The 18874-nt window shown below is 53.7% G+C and carries 12 protein-coding genes; 9 read left to right on the top strand and 3 right to left on the bottom strand.

Translation table 11 applies throughout. The features are described from left to right. The first annotated feature begins 79 nt into the window (after positions 1 to 79). The 3 genes from GGR27_RS14840 (at position 80) to GGR27_RS14830 (ending at position 5465) form a co-directional block, all read left to right on the top strand. Complete coding sequence (locus GGR27_RS14840; protein ID WP_168038694.1) at positions 80 to 3040, top strand: SusC/RagA family TonB-linked outer membrane protein; 2961 nt, start codon at positions 80 to 82, stop codon at positions 3038 to 3040. 50 nt (positions 3041 to 3090) lie between these two features. Beyond that, entirely contained in the window at positions 3091 to 4407 is a 1317-nt protein-coding gene (locus GGR27_RS14835) for a RagB/SusD family nutrient uptake outer membrane protein (RefSeq protein ID WP_168038692.1), read from the top strand. Positions 4408 to 4685: 278 nt separating this feature from the next. Beyond that, complete coding sequence (locus tag GGR27_RS14830) at positions 4686 to 5465, top strand: lamin tail domain-containing protein (protein ID WP_168038690.1); 780 nt, start codon at positions 4686 to 4688, stop codon at positions 5463 to 5465. Here GGR27_RS14830 and GGR27_RS14825 read toward each other — a convergent pair. Together GGR27_RS14825 and GGR27_RS14820 are read right to left on the bottom strand one after the other, a co-directional pair. After that, positions 5462 to 6025, bottom strand: a complete 564-nt coding sequence (locus GGR27_RS14825; RefSeq protein WP_168038688.1) for a DinB family protein — start codon at positions 6023 to 6025, stop codon at positions 5462 to 5464. The two genes, GGR27_RS14830 and GGR27_RS14825, sit on opposite strands and share 4 nt — an antisense overlap. Positions 6026 to 6169: 144 nt before the next feature. Continuing rightward, the gene (locus GGR27_RS14820; protein WP_168038686.1) at positions 6170 to 6676 is read right to left on the bottom strand and encodes a Crp/Fnr family transcriptional regulator; all 507 of its coding nucleotides are present in this window, start codon (positions 6674 to 6676) and stop codon (positions 6170 to 6172) included. 200 nt (positions 6677 to 6876) lie between these two features. On the opposite strand from GGR27_RS14820, the gene GGR27_RS14815 reads away from it, so the two are divergent. After that, complete coding sequence (locus GGR27_RS14815; protein WP_168038684.1) at positions 6877 to 8061, top strand: hypothetical protein; 1185 nt, start codon at positions 6877 to 6879, stop codon at positions 8059 to 8061. Between the two features lie 206 nt (positions 8062 to 8267). Then, the gene (locus GGR27_RS14810; RefSeq protein ID WP_168038682.1) at positions 8268 to 9437 is read left to right on the top strand and encodes an acyloxyacyl hydrolase; all 1170 of its coding nucleotides are present in this window, start codon (positions 8268 to 8270) and stop codon (positions 9435 to 9437) included. A gap of 147 nt (positions 9438 to 9584) precedes the next feature. Here the strand turns inward: GGR27_RS14810 and GGR27_RS14805 are convergent, their stop codons facing one another. Then, the gene (locus GGR27_RS14805; RefSeq protein WP_168038680.1) at positions 9585 to 10577 is read right to left on the bottom strand and encodes an AAA family ATPase; all 993 of its coding nucleotides are present in this window, start codon (positions 10575 to 10577) and stop codon (positions 9585 to 9587) included. Positions 10578 to 11013: 436 nt separating this feature from the next. Between GGR27_RS14805 and GGR27_RS14800 the strand changes: the two genes are divergently transcribed. The 4 genes from GGR27_RS14800 (at position 11014) to GGR27_RS14785 (ending at position 18819) form a co-directional block, all read left to right on the top strand. Next, positions 11014 to 11427 carry a hypothetical protein gene (locus GGR27_RS14800; protein WP_209037955.1) on the top strand — a complete coding sequence of 138 codons (414 nt, stop codon included), beginning with the start codon at positions 11014 to 11016 and terminating at the stop codon, positions 11425 to 11427. 100 nt (positions 11428 to 11527) lie between these two features. Further along, positions 11528 to 16552, top strand: coding sequence for a DUF4132 domain-containing protein (locus tag GGR27_RS14795; RefSeq protein ID WP_168038678.1), 5025 nt, complete (start codon positions 11528 to 11530; stop codon positions 16550 to 16552). A gap of 185 nt (positions 16553 to 16737) precedes the next feature. Further along, positions 16738 to 16875 (top strand): hypothetical protein, encoded by a 138-nt coding sequence (locus GGR27_RS14790; RefSeq protein ID WP_168038676.1) that lies wholly within the window; start codon positions 16738 to 16740, stop codon positions 16873 to 16875. Between the two features lie 654 nt (positions 16876 to 17529). Beyond that, positions 17530 to 18819, top strand: a complete 1290-nt coding sequence (locus GGR27_RS14785; RefSeq protein ID WP_168038674.1) for a zinc-dependent metalloprotease — start codon at positions 17530 to 17532, stop codon at positions 18817 to 18819. The last annotated feature ends 55 nt before the right edge of the window (positions 18820 to 18874 follow it).

Here is an 18874-nt window from a genome sequence, read left to right as displayed (position 1 = left end):
TGGTAACGCGTAACGTAAGCCAGCGCGTGGATGTTTTTTACGTTTCTTCATCTACCTTTTCCTCACTAGATCATTTACCATGCGTTTTCTTCTGCAACGGGCGGGCCTCCTGGTAGCTTTTGCCCTTTTTGCCTCCGCCTCGCTGGTGGCCCAGTATTCCCTCAGTGGCACCGTCACCGATGCGACGAGCGAGCCCCTCATTGGTGTTTCCATCCTGGCCGCCGGCACGAGTAGTGGTACCGTGACGGACATCGACGGCCGGTTCACGCTGACCGTTCCGGCCAACGCCGAGCAACTCATCCTTTCCTACACCGGCTTCGCCACCCAGCGCGTAAAGGTTAACTCCACGATGAGTACCGTAAATATCGTGCTGGAAGAAGACGTGACGAACCTCAACGAGGTCGTCGTTACCGGCCTGGCCAGCTCGATCAAGCGCTCCAACCTCGCCAACGCCGTATCTACCGTAAGCGGTGAAGAACTCACCGGCGCGACCAGCCAGCAGACCGTTGACGGCGCGCTCTACGGCAAGATGACGGGCGTGAACATTACCCAGACGTCCGGCGCACCGGGTGGTGGTTACGCGATCCGCCTACGCGGGGTGTCTTCGCTGTCGGGTAACAACCAGCCGCTGATTATTGTGGACGGGGTTTATATTTCTAACGTGGAGATTTCGAATGGCAGCGGTAACGCTTCCGGAGCGAACGACCCGACTGAAGAAGGGGCATCCAATCGTTTGGCGGATATTAATCCGGATGATATCGCTACTATGGAAGTTCTTAAGGGCGCTTCCGCCGCTGCCATCTACGGTACCCGAGCCAACGCGGGGGTAATTATTATTACTACGAAACAGGGGAAAGGGGGAAAGACGGAAATTAGTTTTAACCAAGACATTGGGTTCAACACCATCATTCGGAAAGTAGGCCGGCGGAGTTTCACTTCTCAGCAAGTGTTTGAGGAGTTTACTACTAATTTTGGTGATGCGGAATCGCCCCCGACAGCAGCGCAGATCGCCGCTGGCAGGGCAGAACAAGCGCGCTTTGATGCAGCGACGGCGAGGGGGGAAATTTTTGATTACGAAGATGAAATTTACGGAGAGCAAGGCTTGATTTCAGATAGCCGCCTGCGCATTAGCGGTGGTAGCGACAAAACCCGTTTCCTTCTTAGTGGAAGCTACCGGGATGAGGACGGCATCATCAAGGGAACGGGCTACGAACGTTTCACTACTCGCCTGAACGTCACCCATCAACTGAGTGACAAGATTAAAATTCAATCCAATACCAACTACATCAACTCCAGTGCCAGCCGTGGTTTCAGCGGTAACGAGAACGAAGGCGGTTTGAGCTACGGCTACACGCTTGCGTTCACGCGTGATTGGTACAACCTCTTTCCGGACGAAGACGGCGTCTACCCAGATAACCCTACCTTTTCTGGTAACCCCATCCAGACGAGGGACGAGACGCGGAATATCGAGAACATCGATCGTGTCCTTCAGGGAGTTAACCTGACGTATAGCGCCTTCACCAAGAACAATCAATCGCTCCGCTTCGTGCTGAATGGTGGTTTAGACTTTTTATATAACGAGACGGAGGTTTACGTCCCCGAGACATTTCAGTCTCAGCGTGGCGTTCAGAATGGATTTTTGGGCATTGGTAAAAACAACGTCTTTAATTATAACTACAGCGCAATCGGTGTCTACGATTATTACACGGACAGCGGTATCAACTTCACGACTCAGGGTGGCGTCACCTACCTGAAATTTGATAATGACTTTGTTTATAATCAAACGACACAACTTATCCCGCTACAGCAGAATTTGACTCAAGGCGGTGCGCAGGAAATTAATCAGGTACTTAATCTAGTAGAAGAATTCGGGTTTGTCGTGCAGGAGGAGGTGAACATTAATGATCGCTTTATTGCTACCGTCGGCGTTCGCTTTGACAAGTCGAGCCTCAACGGTGATCCCAACAAATTTTTTGCCTTTCCCCGCGCTAGCATGGCCCTGAACCTGACGGAATTTGATTTTTGGAACACCGATTTTATCACCCAGTTTAAACCCCGCATTGCGTACGGTCAAACGGGTAGTAGCGCACAGTACGGTCGCCTGTTCACTTCCCTCAGCCCCGTAAATATTGGGGGGCAGTCCGGCTTTACGGTCAATGGCAGCCAGGGAAAGCCTGATTTGGAGCCGGAGACGAGTTCCGAATTAGAATTTGGTATCGACATCGGCTTGCTAGAAAATAAGGTTAATCTCGTTGCGAGCTATTACATCCGGGACGTGAACGATCTACTATACGACCGGTCACTACCGACCAGTTCCGGTTTCGGTAACGAGATTCGTAATGATCTTGATCTACGAAATCAGGGTTTGGAGATTCAACTTGGCTTAAATCCTATTCGGACAAGTAATGTCGATTACCGTACTACGCTGAATTTTTGGTATAACGACAGTGAAATCACTCGCCTGGGTATTGAAGGTGGCAATGGTGAAGGTGATGGGGACATCCCCAGTTTCGTTCCTCCGGCCACTGCTTTTGGTTTAGGGCTCGGTACTTTTTACATCGATGAGGGCAGTCCGATTACGGGGCTCTGGCTGAACGTTGATGGCATTCCCACGCAGGTTGGTGATACCGAGCCGGACTTCCAGTTTGGCTGGGGTAACAACCTAACGGTAGGTAATTTTTCCGCTAGCGCACTTTTCCACTGGCGCGAGGGCAGCGATATTCTGAACCTGACACGCTACTTAACGGATATTGGTATTCAGACGCCGCGGGCGGATGATAACATCGTAGGACTTATTGAAGATGGATCCTACTTCCGCCTCCGGGAAGCTTCTATCTACTATAACATCCCACTGGAGAGTAGATTCATCGAAGGGCTAAAAGTGGGGATATCTGGAAGAAATATTTTTACGCTAACGGACTACAGCTCTTACGATCCGGAAACCTCCGCTAAAGGTGGTGGCGGACTTTCAACGAACGTCGAAGTAACGCCCTTCCCTTCTTCCCGTCAGTTTTACTTCCACGTTGGTGCCAACTTTTAATATCTACTTTCTCTGGCTTCCGTCCGAAGAAAGCTATAAATACTATAACCATGAAATTCCCTAACGCACTACGCGTCTTTCTGCCGGCACTTTTGCTATTGCTGGCCCTGCCGTCCTGTGAGATCGAAGAGCAATTCGACCTGAACGGGCCGAGCCTGAACGGTGTGCTCAGTAATGCCAGCCAAGTCGAACTTAATTTGTTGGCTACCGGCATCGAGGCTCGTATGCGAAATAGTTTTGACGTTTATCAAAGCGCATCGGGCACCGTTGCCCGTGAACTGTATATTTTCGATGCCGACCCCCGGAATACGGAAGACCTACTTGGTAAAGATGACGTTATACTCGATGACAACACATTTTACGTAACCGCTCCTTTCGGTTCGCGGTATCGAGTAATAAAAAATGCAAATACCCTGCTTGAAGCGGTGGACAATACGGACCAAATAAATACTGCGGAAGCCGCTGGATACCGTGGGTTTGCCAACACGATCAAAGCTTTAATGCTTAGTCAAGTGCTTGATTTGCTGGATGAAAATGGTGTCCGAATCGACGTGGCTGATCCAGAGAATCTTGGTCCCTACGTTAGCAAAGAGGAAGGGTACGATATGATTTTAGCCTTGTTTGATGAGGCTAATGCGCAACTGAGTGGGGCGGAGTTTGCCTTTACCCTGAGTACGGGTTTTACCAACTTCGCTACCCCAGCCACCTTTTCGCAGGTTAACCGCGCGCTGGCGGCCAGGGTCGCTACGCGTGCCGGTCGCTACCAAGAAGCGTTAGAGCTGGTGGAGGATAGCTTCTTGGACTTGGACGGTGACTTATCTACTGGCCCTAATCATGTTTTCAGTACTGCCGCCGGTGATATTTTAAACCCTGCTTTCAAAGCACCCGGCCAGAGTGGCGACCAGTGGGTCGTAAATCCTCGCATTATCAATGGGTTAGAAGAAGGTGATAATCGGTCTAGCAAGTGGCGTCAGCGCGTGCAAGAAACCGGTCAAGATGGCCTAGCTGGTAATTTTGAAACGGCCCTCTACGCATCTGCTACTTCGCCAATGAGTTTCATCCGTAACGAGGAACTCGTCCTTATTTGGGCGGAGGCTAACCTGCAAACAGGTGATTTGGACGATGCCGAGCGGGGTATAAATATCGTGCGCACTGGTGCCGGGCTCGACGATTTTGATGATAACAACGATCGTAATGAATTAATTAACGAGTTATTAAAGCAACGGACTTACTCTCTTTGGGGTGAAGGTCACCAGATGTTTGACCTACGTCGCTACGGGCGGCTCAATGCGAATTTTCTACCTATTGACCGGGCCGGCGATGATATATTCACTCAATTCCCAATTCCTAACTCGGAAGGAGTCTGAGTTTATAAGGTTACTTGAGCCCAAAACACGTCTTCCCCAACTGCGGGGAGGGCGCGTTTTGTTTGTAATAAGCCTATTCCCCGATTTACACTGCTGTCGCCCCTATTCGTTTAATTAAAATTCCGGTTTAGTGCTAAGTCAGCTCGTGTAATCATCACTTCTTCCAAATTCGCGCCAACCCTCTCCGGGCGCGGCCCGGTGATAATCCAAACAAAGACTTCCCTACCTTTGCGTAGCTTTTGCTACCTAGAAACCTAAACCCCATAAACATCAACCCAATGTTTCGCTTCCTACTTTCCCCCCTGCTGCTATTAACATTAGCAACCACCCTACAAGCCCAAACCACCCTCCCCGCCGGCGCCCTAGCCATCAACGAATTCGTAGCCGACAACGACTCCACCAGCAACATCAGCGACCCCGACGGCGGCTACCCCGATTGGATCGAGCTCTACAACACGACCGACGCCGCGATAGACCTCAGCGACACCTACATCTCCGACAAAGACGACGACCGGCTGAAGTTTAAGTTCCCCGCCGGCACGGCCATTGCCGCCGATGGCTACCTCCTGCTCTGGGCCGACGAAGACCTCGATCAGCAGGGTATTCACGTCAACTTCAAGCTAAGCCGCGGTGGTGAGGCTATCTACCTCTCCAACGCCGACGGCAGCACGATCGACGGCACGGAATTCGGCGAGCAGACGACTAACCAGTCGCTGTCACGCGTCCCGAACGGTACCGGCCCCTTCGTCGCCCAGCGCAGCACGCCGGGTTTTGATAACGAAACGCCCGTAAGTACGCGGGGGGGCGAGCTAAATGATTTAGTAAAGGTCTCCCCCAACCCAGCCAGCGATCGGTTGACCATCGATTTGCCCGAAAACACGAAGGGTCGGTTCACGGTAGAGGTGCGAACTTTGGACGGCCGGATCGCCCTACCCGGCCAGGAAGTGAATGGCATACGGGCGGATTTGTCCGTCGCCACCTTGCCGGCCGGTCTCTACTTACTACGGATTCGCGACGAAGCGGGTCGCAGCGGTATCGTACGGTTCAGCAAACGCTAATCCGTCAGGTCGCAGGCGCGCTGCGCCTGTTCCACGTGGCGCCAATTGTGATAGATCAGGATGCGTAAGGTGTCGCAAAGTCGAAGTTTTAGTAGCTGAGAAATACTGATGCCCGTCTTGGTCCGCGTCAGGTCCACGCTCGCCGCGCGTTGGAGTAGGTCGAGGGTTTCTTCCTGCTGGCGGATGAATTCGTCGATCGTGGTCCGGTCGGCTTCTGTCGCGAAGTTGACGGGATTGGCGCTCTTGAACGTACTTATTTTACGGGTCTTCGGTCCCGGCTTCAGGGCAGTGGCGAATTTATTGCCGAGCCAGGAGGAAGTGTAGGTGGGCTGTGGCGTGTTATGTTTCGTCGTCTCGATCCGGTGGCGGATTTCGGGGAGGTAGTAATCACCGTAATGATTCAGGTGGGCGAGGCATTCGAGTGCGTTCCAGCTTTCTGGGCGCGGACGCAGGTGCAAGGTTTTGTCGGGAAGAGCAAGAAGACTTCGGGCAGAAGCCAGGTGCCGATTTGTATGGGTAGTAAGTTTTTCGAGGAGCTCGGTGGTGTTGCGGGGCGACATGCTTATGCTGTGGATTGGTGATTAACGTAAAGGTCTGGTAGAATCACTACCCGGTTCTTACGCGAGATCAAGGTTTTACAATATTCCCGAGTGCTCACTTGCACGAAAGGTCTGGCTGCCGGACCCGCGACAGTGTTTCGGGCGTCATCCGTAGATAGTTAGCGATGTATTTTGCGGGGACTTCCTGAAAAAGCTGGGGCTACGTCCCAGTACCCGGCGGTAGCGCTCGGCGGGGTCGTTCGTTAGCAAATCGATCTCTCTTTCCAGTTGGCCCGTGACCATCCAGCCGAGCATCTGGTGCCGGAGTTTAGCTAACTGCGGATTTTTCATGACGTGCTCCTGGTACACATCGCGGCGAGTCATTCGTACCGTGGTCTTGCGCAAAGCCTGACCGTAAAGAATAGTTGGCGCGCCCGAAATAAAGGAGTCGATCGCGGCGTAGAAGTCATTTACGTAAGCGAAGCGAATGGTCTGTGCTTCGTCCGTGTTGACGATCGCGTAGGCACGTAGGGTACCGGAGAGGATGTGGTAAATATTACCGTCTCGATCACCGGCCCGGTGGAGGTACTCACCACGCTTCAGCTCGATGGTCTTGTACCAGAGTCGGTGTTCGTCCAGGTAACGGTGGAGCTCGGTTATCGGGGAGGTCATTAGGCTAAAGTACGGGAAATAGGTCATCCGCTGGCCCCACTACTCGCTAGCTGTTTTAAACCCTGCACCTGCGACCTCGCCCCTTCATCCCGTGCCCTCCTTGACAAATCGAAGAACCGCCTAGCTTCGTCGAGAACCACTTGACAAAGGGATTTTCACGCCTAATTTTGGGGTAATCAAAACAATTAATTACACCCATTATGAAAATTACCACTAAGCAAATCCTTTTAATTGCCGGCTTTTTCCTCATCGTCCTGGCGTCGCTGGCTTTCAATCCTTTTTCCGTGAACGACCAGGGCTACCGAACCGTCGTGCAGGGCATTAACGGCGTAGAAACCGTCCGCTTCAAAACGGGCATGTACTGGGCGGGTTTTTTCAGTAAAACCACTACTTACGCCGACGTCGTGACCGTCCAGGTGGAGCGCCTCGAAAAGCGGAAGTCCGACATCAGCTATTTTTCCGAGCCCATCCGTTGCCAGTTCGCCGACGGCACCTACGCCAACCAGGTCGGCTACTCCGTCAAGTGGAAACTGCCGAACAACGACGAGCGGATGCTGGCCATCCACAAAGATTACCGCGAGCAGAGTCGCCTGGCCGCCAGTCTAGCTGACTACTCGAAAGAATGCGCTAACTACTCCTTCCAGCTGATGGACAGCGAGCGCCACTACTCCGGCGGCAAATCGGAGCTCGCCGAAGCCTTCAAATTCCAGTTGCGCAACGGTCAGTACATTATCGACCAGCAGGAAAAGGTCCGCATCGACACGTCGAGCGGCGAGAAGATACGGTCCTACGAAAACAACCCCCGCACGAACGCCGACGGCACCTTCATCCTCGCCAAAAGTGACGTGCAGCAGTACGACATCATCCCCAACTTCGTCGCCATCACGCTGGTGGAATACGAATCGGTCGTCAACGAAAAGCTGAAGGCTAAGGTCGAGCAGAGTACCCGCGAAGCCATCGCCAAGCAGGAACTCGTCACCGCCCAACAAGAAGCCCTCACGGCCGAAATGCGGGGCCGCCAGAAAGTCGCCGAAGTCCGCGCCACGGAGGAAGCCGCTAAGATTGAAGCCGAAATTCGTGCCCAGGCCCAGACGGCCGTCAGCAAGGAGCAAGCCCTCCAGGCAAAGTTCCAGGCCGATAAGGCTCTCGCCGAGGGTAAAGCTTCCGCCGAAGTTGCCCGCCTCAAGGTATCCGCCGGTCTCTCGCCGCTGGAGAAAGCGCAGATCGAAAAGGACACCCGGATTGGCGTTGCTGCAGAACTAGCGAAAGTCAAAGTCCCCCAGATCGTTATCGGTGGTGGGAGCGGCGGCCAGGGCGCGGATGCGATGGACGCTATCGGGGTCAACATGCTGCTGGAAGTGATGGGTAAATTGGAGAAGAAGTAGGCGGTAGGAAGGATAGGCGGTAGGAAGAATTAGGTGGTAGTCTAGTAGGCGGTAGGGGCGGGCGTGATCTACCGCCTACCCACCTACCGCCTGCCTCTTGCTGCCTAATTCTCACCGTATTCTACGCTAACTGTAACAAAAAGACCATCTTGTACATAGAGACGCACACGGGTTAAAGCCCGAACTGGAAATACACACGCCACCCAATGCATTGCCCGCTAGCCATTGCCCTTCTCTTGTTGATAACACCCCCGAACCTCAGCGCGCAGGATACCTGGCTGTTCACGGGCGAAGGCCAGTGGGGGCAGGTGATGATGACGGACGGCTTCGTCAAGGGCGATAATCTTCGCGGCCAGCCCCTCAATGATTACGCTGCGGCATCGCTGAAAGTAGCCCGGCAAAAAGGCCGGAGCCGTCCCTGGGAGCGGCGATATTTGGACCCGATTTGTGGGTTTGGCGTGTCCTGGTTGCGGCTGGAATCACCCGAAGAAATGGGCTCCCCCCTGGCGGTGTACCGCTACTTCCGGGCGCCCTTCTTTCGCCGCCGGGGGCTCAGTTTCGATTACCACGCGGAGCTCGGCGTTTCCTTCGGCTGGGCTCCCTATAACTTTACCACCAACCCTCACAACGAAGTGGTGGGTACCCACGTAGCCGCCTACGCCCGGCTTGGTTTGGGCCTCAACTGGGTACTCAGCGACCATTTTAGCTTACAAACAGACTTCAAGATTAGCCACGCTTCCAACGGAAACCTGCGCCGCCCGAACGCCGGTCTCAACGTGATGGCGTTAGCCGTGGGCCTGACGTACCGGCTCGCTCGGCCGGTGGATTTAAAACAGGCAACCTCCGGTACGGAGCTAGTACGAACGGAAGTGCCTCTGCGCGAACGCGAAGAATGGCGGATATCCGTATACGGCGGCTTGGATAAGCACCTCTACGAATTACCCGGCTTGAACCCGGAAGAAAAATACGAAGCCCTCGGTTTCGGCCTGGGTGGGGCGACGATCGGGTACAGTCGCGGCGTTTCCCCAAAATCTCGAATTGGCGTGGGTGCGACGGCGCTGTACCACAGCGGTGCGACGGCACGGCCGACGGTTCACAATGGTGCGCTGCGAAAATCCAGTTCGGCGTTCAGCGGGCGCAACCTACGTTTCAGCGTGCATCCGTTCTACGAATTGGTCTTCCACCGGTTCTCCGCAACCGCCCGGCTGGAAGTTTATTTTCACAATTACAACCGCGACTTCGACGGCCCGCGCATTCACCAAAAAATCGGACTGGCTTACCGCTTTAATCAGACGATTTACGCCGAACTAGTGCTAAACGCGCGGTGGTTCTCGCAGGCGAAGTTTTTGGAATGGCACGTGGGGTACGCGCTTTAGGTCGTTAAGGGGCGACTCGGGCGCGGTCGCAGGTGCAAGGGTAGTAGGTAGTAGAAAGATTAGGCGATAGGCTGTAAATTACGGACAGCCTACCGACTACCAGCCTACCGCCTACCGCCTTTATTCCTACCGCCTAATCTTCCTACTCTACGGTACCTCCACCACATTCAAAACCCGAGCAATAATATCCTCCTGCCGAATATTCTCCGCCTCCGCCTCGTAGCTCAATCCGATCCGGTGGCGCAGGACATCTTCGCAGACCGAGCGCACGTCTTCCGGCGTTACGTAGCCACGGCGTTGGAGGAAGGCGTGGGCTTTGGCGGCGAGGGCGAGGTTGATGCTGGCGCGCGGGCTGCCGCCGAAGGTGATGAGGGGTTTGAGATCGGCCAGTCGGTACGCTTCCGGCTCGCGGGTGGCGAAGACGATGTCGATGATGTAGCGCTCGATCTTATCGTCCATGTAGATGTTGCGGACGCTCTGGCGGGCTTTCATGATCTCGGCCGTCGTTGCCACTGCGTTTACTTTTTCGAAGCCCTGGCTGATGTTGCGGCGCATGATCTCGATTTCGTCTTCCCGGGTGGGGTAGCCGATGGTGCACTTGAGCATGAAGCGGTCCGTCTGGGCTTCCGGGAGAGGGTAAGTGCCTTCCTGCTCGATGGGGTTCTGGGTGGCGAGAACGAGGAAGGGTTCTTCCAGTTTAAAGGTCTGGTCGCCGATCGTCACTTGCCGTTCCTGCATGGCTTCGAGGAGGGCGGACTGGACCTTGGCCGGCGCGCGGTTGATCTCATCCGCCAGCACGAAGTTCGCGAATACGGGCCCTTTTCGGACGGTAAAGTCGTTGACGGCCTGGTTGTAGATCATCGTACCGACGATGTCGGCCGGCAGCAGGTCGGGCGTGAACTGGATGCGGCTGAAGTCGGCGGAAATGGTTTTGGCCAGGGTGTTGATGGCCAGCGTTTTGGCGAGGCCGGGGAGGCCTTCCAGTAGGATGTGTCCACGGCTGAGCAGCCCTAACAATAGCCGATCCACCATATACTCCTGCCCGACGATGACTTTGGCCGTTTCCTGGCGGATGCGGGTGATCACTTCGGAGTCGAGGAGGATCTGTTCGTTGAGGGCTTGAATGTCGACGCTGGCCATGGGCGGTTTGGTTGGGTGGGTTGGCCGGCGAAGTTAGGGCATTTGTGGTTTAGGGTCGGTCCGATCGTTTTCGCTGCGCGGAAAAATTGTGGTGGGGTGATCGAGTGGATAAATTGCTAACGGATGCTGCGTAGGTCTTTTCGCCACACAAACACAAAAGCACAAAAATCTCTTTTCGGCTACGCCGAAGCGGCCGTTGTTTTGCTTCGTAGAATTTCGTGCTATGCGGTAAAATATTGTCATTTAAAGATAGCAAAGTCACGCCATCAAGCTGTAATCGGCCCCGAACCCGGGAGTAGAAATGTAGTAAATACTCGGAACGTGCTCGAAGAGTAGTGATAGTTCTTGTTTATTTTAAATAATTTGATTACATAATGTTGTGTGGTAATCAAATAGGGTATAAGTTTGTTATGTCTCACCACGGAACCAACAAGTTATGCTCCCCATATCTATACAGCTCAAGCACCTCGGCAAGAAGAAAGTCCGCACGGTGGACTACGCATTGCCGCCGGTCAGGAACCTGGACGAGCTGCTGACCGCCGTAGTTCACCAGGAAGTCGCGCGGTTCAACCTGAAACGGGAGGAGGTTCTGCTGATGCCTTTCCTGACGCCAGGGGATATTCAGGAGCAATCGCAGGCCGGTAAGGTCGGCCTCGGGGACATTGCCAATCGGAAGTTAGCTACGGTGGAAGACAGTATCGAGGTAGCCCGGCAAGCCTTTAAGGACGGGCTGTTTATCGTGTTCCACAACGACGAAGAGCTCCGGGATTTGGCCGCACCGATTACGCTCACTGAAACCAGCGTACTGGCATTCTTGCGCATGATGTTTCTGACGGGTACGTATTGGTAAAACCCTTGCTTCTTTTCCATAAATCCTTGCACCTGCGACCGCGCCACCTCCGATATTTTAGCTGAGAGATATTACTAATGCACCTATTAAAATACCCGACATGATCACCGCCACCCAAGCTGACTTAGTTTTCAAAGCCAACAAGCGAAAAGCCGAGCAATTCTCCGTGACCAAAGGGTTCTCGACGAAGTACGCGGCCCTAAGTGAAGCTATCCGTAAGAATTACTACCAGCTAAAAAATAAGGAGCCCAAGGCACTTTTTCTGGAGCACTTCGAAGTCGGTGAAAACCCCTGGACGACCGAGGAGGGGCAGCAACTTGCCACGGCGCTTTTCGGACCGGAAAAGGTAGCCTTCGTCGCCCCCGCCTGGGACTTGCTCAGCAGCTTACCCTATCAACACGGCTGGTCGCGGCGGCCGTTCCGCAGCGCCAACCCCGCGCACTACTTAGTTAAGAAAATCAGTGTTTTCCACGACCTCTACGAGTTGTGCAGCAACGGGCTTCATTCGTTCGACGCGGCGGATTCGATGCGCTACGTTGTGTATACTCAATATAATGGCGAAAGCTTGAGTCCCTTACTGGCCTGCGCGCTGACGGCCGAAGGAAGCAGCGGGCCACTACACGAACTGGCCTGGGATATCTTTCAGGGAGAAGACGAGATCGGTGCCACCACCCGTGCCCTGATCCAGGGATTGTTGATGACCGACCAGCCGGAGAGCTGGGCGCTGGTGGAGAAATTATTGCTCGCCGCCCAGCGGGAAGAAGGGCTACGGCAGACGATCTTCGAGACCGTCGACCAGAGTAGCTACGGTGCCTTTACTCACTTCATTAAAGTGATTCTTGATAACGACCTGGCCCGCTTCAGCGCCGTTATTCGTGGTGTGGATACCTGGTTTGGCTTCGGCTGGGAAGCGCCGAAGAAAAAGACGATCGACCGGGCGCTGGGGATGGCCCACGCCTTCCTCGACGGGGGCAAAGCCGCCACTGACCGCGGCCTGGCGAGCGACAACAACATGGAATTTTACGTCGCGCTCTGGGCGACGGGCGTGCGCGACGTTAACTCAGCGACGAACGTGGCCGCGGAAGCGCTGTACACCTTACCACTGGAGAAAAAAATTGCCGCGCTGTACCTGCTCACGCAGACGAATGCCACCCACGCCCGCGTGGGCGAATGGGCCAATGAATTTTTTGGTGAACGGCCGTTGCTGGATTACTACGTAGCGATGAACTTGCCCGCCGAATGGGTAATGACCGACGAGCTGCTGGAGAAATTCGTCGCCCACGCCAAAGCGTTGCCGAAGGACGGCAAACAGTTCGACCCCGGGGTATTTGACTGGATCGCACCCAAGGTCACGCCGGAATACTTTTACGAGGTCGCCATCCGCAGAGCCTCCGAAGCGCAATTACTGGTGCTGGCCGAGGATCTTTCCGCGATCCCCAGCACTTCCCGCGAAGCGCTGATGCGGAGGTTGTTTCCGAAGCACTACACTTGGTCGCTTAACTATGCGGAGAAGGCTCACCCTAAGCTGGACACCCGCCGCCAACCGTGGGTCCGTTCGGTTATGCACCAGTCGTTAACGGACCGCAGCGGCGGCGTGATGGCGACCGGGGTAACGCTGCTCCGCAATGTGGAGTTGGTGGACGAAGACGTTACCGTGATTACCGACTTGCTGCGCCGCAAGGGAAAGCAACTACGGGGTGCATTGATTGGCATCATTCTGCAGCAGCCGGACGCGATGATCCGCCAGTTTGGTGATGAGTTGCTGCCGGCAAAATCCGTAGACCAGCGGCTGGTGGGGCTGGAAGTGCTGAGCGTTCTGAAGGAGAGCGGCCGCCTGGTGCAGTACATCGACGACAGTATCGCCACTTACCGGGAACGGCCTAATTTTTCCAAGAATGAAGAAGTACTGTTGGAACGGTTCTCTCCGGTGGCGAACAAGGATTCATTTTCACTGGAGAATGGTTTCGGCGTGATTGATTACGCTAACGTGCGGCCGATCATCGAGCCGCAACTGAAGTTTACCGCGCCGAAGAAATCCGGCTTGCTGAGTAAGCTGACCGGGGCCACGGAAACCTTTCTGTTTGCCAACTTCGTCGATGCTAAAAAGATTCACCGGGCGCTGTTGGATTTGGTCCAGGTGGTCCTGGAAAACGCCACCTACGAATACACGGTCAAGTACAACGATAACTACGAGCAAACCCACCTGCTGGGCAATGAGATCAGCAGGCGGAACCCCCATAATAAGGACCTGAGCGACGCCGAAAAGATTGACGACCTGCCACTGGCGGAGCAATTTAAAGCTTGGTATGAGTCGACCAATCTTAACGACTTCGAGCTCTTCTTCACCCTCATGCACTGCCACGGAATGGGCCAGGGGAACGGACGGGCCTGGTACGAACGGTTCAGCAAACATTACTACCCCGAGGTCGCGGAATTGAACATCACAATTGGTGAGCGGGGGGCCGGTAAGAAGCTAAAGAGCCAGTTGGCGAACGTCATCAGTGTTTTTTACTACGCCCGGGCCGACCACGCGACCATGAACCAGTTCCAGGTCGATCTCCTGGAAGACATCCTCGCCCGCTGGCCGGACGAGCACCGGACGCTCGTCGCCAACCGGGACCGCTCGCGCGGAGAGATCAAAAGCCACTGGACCAGCCTGGCGGAAGCGCTTTACCCCGGGCACAACACTTTCCAGAACAGCCAGGCTTACGACGAGCACGATCTGGGCATGCTCACCCAGTTTTACGACCTGAAGCAATTTCTTTTCGTCGGTTCTAAGTCAGCAGTTTACCCACCCGAGCGCTTCCACGAGGTAATTACCGTTGCGATTACTAGGTACTACTACGGGGGCGTCAGTCCCAATGCCGCCCTGGCCGCCTACCTGTACGGTAAGGGCATCGTCAGCCAGGACGAGCTCTTGATCCACGGCCTCCACGAACCGTCTTTCCTCCAAAAGCTCTTTGCCGCCGAACGGGTCAACGCGAAGAAAAAGAACATCCTGACCCACCTCCCGCTCGGGCTGGCCGACGACCTCGTCACCAACCTCCTCCGCCTGGAACTGGACCGCGGCGACCTGAGCACCGACTCTACGAAATACACCAACGCAATCGACCGCATCGAAGGGGCGGACTACCTCATCCGGCTCAACGAACGCCTCGGTAAGGAAACCCTGCACCGGGGCTACAGCTACGGCCTCGACACGAACAAAAAAGTATCGTTCAGCGCGTTGATCAAAAAGACCGTTCCGGCCGCCGTCGACACCGAAGAAAGCTTCGTCAGCCGAGCAAAGGAAACCAAGGTAACCACAAAACGCTGGCTGGAAATAGCCATGTACGCCCCCCAGTGGGCGCCCTGGATCGGCGAGCTGCTGAAGATCGATAACCTGGAAAGCGCCGTCTGGTGGTTTCACGCCCACGCGAGCGAATATTCCAATGACCAGAAGGCCGGCATCGTCGCCCGCTACAGCCCCATCGAAATGGCCGATTTCCGGGAAGGCGCCATCGACATCGACTGGTTTACGGAGGTTTACGCTGCCGTCGGTAAGAAAAACTGGAAACTATTGCACGACGCCGCCAAGTACGTCACCGACGGCAATGGCCACCGCCAGGTCAAGCTTTATTCAGCTATCATGCTCGGTGAAGTGAAGATCACGGAGACGCTTAAGAAGATCAAAGACAAGCGCGATAAGGTGTACGTGAAGGGCCTCGGGCTGGTGCCCCTCAGCCGGAAAATCCCCCGCAAGGATCTGCTCAGGCGCTACGAGTTGTTCCAGCAGTTCCTCCACGAGAGCAAGCAGTTCGGGAACCAGCGGAAGGAGAGCGAAAAGAAGGCCGTGCAGATCGGCGTGGAGAACCTCGCGCGCAACGCCGGCTACGACGATCCGGTCCGCTTCAGTTGGATCATGGAAGGCCAGTCGACCCAGGCCATTATGGCGGAATCCGTCGTGGAAATTGATAACGTAACCGTGAGCCTGGTCATCGACGACCGTGGCAAGGCGGACATACTCGTGGAGAAGGACGGGAAATCCCAGAAAACCATTCCCGCCAAGCTCCGCAAGCACAAGCATATTATCAAGCTCAAGGAAAACAAGGCCGAGCTGCGCAAACAGTACCGCCGCACCCTCCAGTCGCTCGAAAAGGCGATGGTCGACGGTCAAACCTTTACGGTTGAGGAAATCGGGGAGATTAACCAGCACCCCGTCGTGAAGACCTTGCTGGCGAAGCTCGTCTTGTTCCACCCCAAAAAGCAAATTTCAGGTTTTTGGAGCCGGGGCGTCCTGAACGACGTGACGGGCAAGCCCTTCGAGTTGGCGCCGGACGAAGTCGTCCGCATCGCCCACCCCACCGATCTTTACGCCACCGTGCAGTGGGACCTATTTCAGCGATACGCCTTCGACGAACAACTCGTCCAGCCCTTCAAGCAGATCTTCCGCGAACTGTATTTACTGACGGCCAACGAGCGGGAGGAGAAGTACAAATCCAGCCGCTACCAGGGTAATCAGATCCAGGTTAAGAAGACCATCGCGCTCCTCACCGGCCGGGGCTGGACGGTCGACCACGATGCGGGCCTCCAAAAGGTGGATTACAAACGCGGCGTCGTCGCTTCCCTCTACGCCATGGCCGACTGGTTTTCCGCCGCCGAAATCGAAGCCCCTACCCTGGAGGAGGTTGCGTTCCGTTCCCGCAAAAACTATAAGCCCGTCGCGCTCGACGAACTGGACCCCATTTTATTCAGCGAAACGATGCGCGACGTGGACCTGGTCGTCAGTGTCGCCAACGCCGGCCAGGTCGATCCGGAGGCCAGCCACTCCAGCATGGAGATGCGGGCGGCTTTGGCGCGGGAGTCGGCACGCTTGTTTAGATTGGATAACGTGGAAGTGAAGGAGCGCCACCTCATTATTAAAGGCATGCACGGTGTCTACAGCGTGCACCTAGGTAGCGGCATGGTGAGTAAAAATGGCTTGCAGTTGGGCATCATTCCGGTACACAGCCAGCACCGCGGCCGCATCTTCCTTCCTTTTGTTGACGACGATCCGAAGTCAGCCGAGATCATTGCTAAGATGCGGCTCTTAGCGGAGGATGGGCGGATTCAGGACCCTACGGTGTTGGCGCAGTTGATGCGGTAGTTTTGGGCGCTGACGCTGGTGCGGGGGGGGAGTTGATAGCCGGGTTTTTACCCGTTACTTTCCATCATGAACCGTGGTATATTATCGAAAAAATTGTAGCGTTAGAGCGACCGGGCTTGGAGTTGTGCGGCCGGATCTTCCGGAGCGGTCAACCAGAAGAAGGGTACTACGAAGAAATGGTGGCAATGCATTGGCGTAATGCGGAGGAATTAGAGCAAATAATTGACGTCATCGGTTCTCCGACCATCGACAGGGTGGGGCGGGAAGTAAGTGCGGCGACGCGGCTAGTCATCCAGTACGCTCGGCCTTCGGTAACTTACTAGCGGCAAAAGGCAAAATCGCAATTGGATGCTGAGTTAATTGGTTAATTTGTTACTTTTTCTTAGGTGGTACTGAAATGATGTTGTTAGACCAGGCAAAGTTCCTCGATTGCCATCCTACGGTTAAAAAACCATTTCACTCATTTTGAAAAAGCTATTGAGTTAGCGGCGAAAAACCGGACAGAATGACGACTTATGTAAAATAAAATGTTAAATATTTATGATTTGACATGATTCTTTCTCCTTATCAAGTGGCTTCTTTCATACATGTGAATAGAATAACTATATTAGAGATGCCAAGTGAAAACTTGCCTATTCTTATAAAAGCAATTGGTGGACTAATTCTATTTAGACTGCTACACCTGAATTAAAATCCCTATACTATTGTCTGTCAACACCCCTCTGCTAATTTCGTAATAGCGCCATAGCGGTCAATTACGTGCATTCCCTTTTTTCACGTGCCTATTTATCTCTGTTCTGGATAGATAGAATAACTTCGGCTGCAACTTTAGATAAGTTGCTCTTATCTGCATATTGATCACTATCCTATAGCAAAAAGAGCAATCGATGACCTTTCTTTCATCATGCCTACATAAAGGATCAGCGAATTATAAAACTAGCACATCTTTTTGTGTAACCCACATTATAAATAACCTTATGCGCCACCTAGTTCTACTATTATTTTGTCTGTTCCTTTCCTCAATCCTCACCGCCCAGAAGAAGAGGCCATACCGTATGCTTACCTCCGTCGCCTATAATGATACGCTTCGAAAAAATGATCAGGCTGATCCGGACCTATTTCGTAAGGTGCATGAATTAATCCCACGTTTTGATGAGTCAAGCGAATGGGAAGAGATCACCGTACCAATCATTTTTCACGTTCTCTACAATGATGCATCGAATCGGGTAACGGAAGAGCAAATGGCCGAACAACTCATATCCCTCAATCAAGATTTCGCTGGCCTAACTGAACCGGCTACCACCGATGAGAGAGACTTACAGGGTACTTTCGCCCGGGCAAAAATCGATACCAAAATACGCTTTTGCTTTCCCGACCAAAAATCTTTAGACCGACTTTCTTATACTATTGATCGTAAAAAAGTCACCCGTCAACTACCAGATGATTTGAGTTTGTTGAAAACAAGTATTTCGGGGCTCCCCGTACGCGACACTAAAAAATACCTTAATGTTTGGATTGCACCGCTACCGGACAATAATGTTGGCTTCGCACAGATGCCTTTGGGAAATGAAAAACTCGATGGTATCGTAATCGACCCCCGTTATTTCGGTAGTTTCGGTACTGCGGTGGCTCCTTACAACCGAGGTAAAACGCTTACTCACCTGATTGGTACCTACTTAGGCCTAACACCAATTTGGGGCGATGGTGGTCCTTGCGGTGACGATGGCATTGTGGACACTCCAGTTCATAATGGACCTAATTACGGGACCACTAGCCCCGGGCATATTTCCACATGCCCGGGCAATCCTCTGGAAATGACTATGAATTTCATGGACGCGGGTGATGATGACCAACTACATATGTTTACCAAAGGGCAGGCTACTTGGATGCGTGCCGTTCTCTCAAAAGGAGGGCCACGAGGAAATCTTCTCAAGACGCAGACTGAATGTAATATTGCTAAAAGTTTATTTAGTAGAACCTCTCTTGACAATGTTAGTATTTCACAAGATGAACAGCTGCACCTGAGTACTTATCCTAACCCAGTGAAGGCTGCCTTTACGGTAGAAGTTAAGGGCGGCCCGGCTGGTACGCGCGTTAAACAACTTGAAGTCTACAATACACAAGGACGCTTGATTCATGCAGTGGACAAAAACACAGGAGAACTCAAGTTCCGAATCAACACTGACACTTGGACCCAAGGGGTTTATTTCATTTCCGTCACCACAGATGGTGACCAATCACTGGTCAGCCGTATCACGGTGCAGTAACCCTATTTAACCCTCCCTCTAACACCCAGTAGTTTATTCTCGCAACTTACCGTAG

Origin of the sequence: Neolewinella antarctica (assembly GCF_011927835.1) — a bacterium.
Taxonomy (GTDB): domain Bacteria; phylum Bacteroidota; class Bacteroidia; order Chitinophagales; family Saprospiraceae; genus Neolewinella; species Neolewinella antarctica.
This window is presented reverse-complemented; position numbering and strand designations above follow the sequence as displayed.

What these genes read in the sequence shown, in the direction of transcription:
- GGR27_RS14840 (WP_168038694.1), top strand. Translation starts at nt 80, where the DNA reads ATGCGTTTTCTTCTGCAACGGGCGGGCCTCCTGGTAGCTTTTGCCCTT.
- GGR27_RS14835 (WP_168038692.1), top strand. Translation starts at nt 3,091, where the DNA reads ATGAAATTCCCTAACGCACTACGCGTCTTTCTGCCGGCACTTTTGCTA.
- GGR27_RS14830 (WP_168038690.1), top strand. Translation starts at nt 4,686, where the DNA reads ATGTTTCGCTTCCTACTTTCCCCCCTGCTGCTATTAACATTAGCAACC.
- GGR27_RS14825 (WP_168038688.1), bottom strand. Translation starts at nt 6,025, where the DNA reads ATGTCGCCCCGCAACACCACCGAGCTCCTCGAAAAACTTACTACCCAT.
- GGR27_RS14820 (WP_168038686.1), bottom strand. Translation starts at nt 6,676, where the DNA reads ATGACCTCCCCGATAACCGAGCTCCACCGTTACCTGGACGAACACCGA.
- GGR27_RS14815 (WP_168038684.1), top strand. Translation starts at nt 6,877, where the DNA reads ATGAAAATTACCACTAAGCAAATCCTTTTAATTGCCGGCTTTTTCCTC.
- GGR27_RS14810 (WP_168038682.1), top strand. Translation starts at nt 8,268, where the DNA reads ATGCATTGCCCGCTAGCCATTGCCCTTCTCTTGTTGATAACACCCCCG.
- GGR27_RS14805 (WP_168038680.1), bottom strand. Translation starts at nt 10,577, where the DNA reads ATGGCCAGCGTCGACATTCAAGCCCTCAACGAACAGATCCTCCTCGAC.
- GGR27_RS14800 (WP_209037955.1), top strand. Translation starts at nt 11,014, where the DNA reads ATGCTCCCCATATCTATACAGCTCAAGCACCTCGGCAAGAAGAAAGTC.
- GGR27_RS14795 (WP_168038678.1), top strand. Translation starts at nt 11,528, where the DNA reads ATGATCACCGCCACCCAAGCTGACTTAGTTTTCAAAGCCAACAAGCGA.
- GGR27_RS14790 (WP_168038676.1), top strand. Translation starts at nt 16,738, where the DNA reads ATGCATTGGCGTAATGCGGAGGAATTAGAGCAAATAATTGACGTCATC.
- GGR27_RS14785 (WP_168038674.1), top strand. Translation starts at nt 17,530, where the DNA reads ATGCGCCACCTAGTTCTACTATTATTTTGTCTGTTCCTTTCCTCAATC.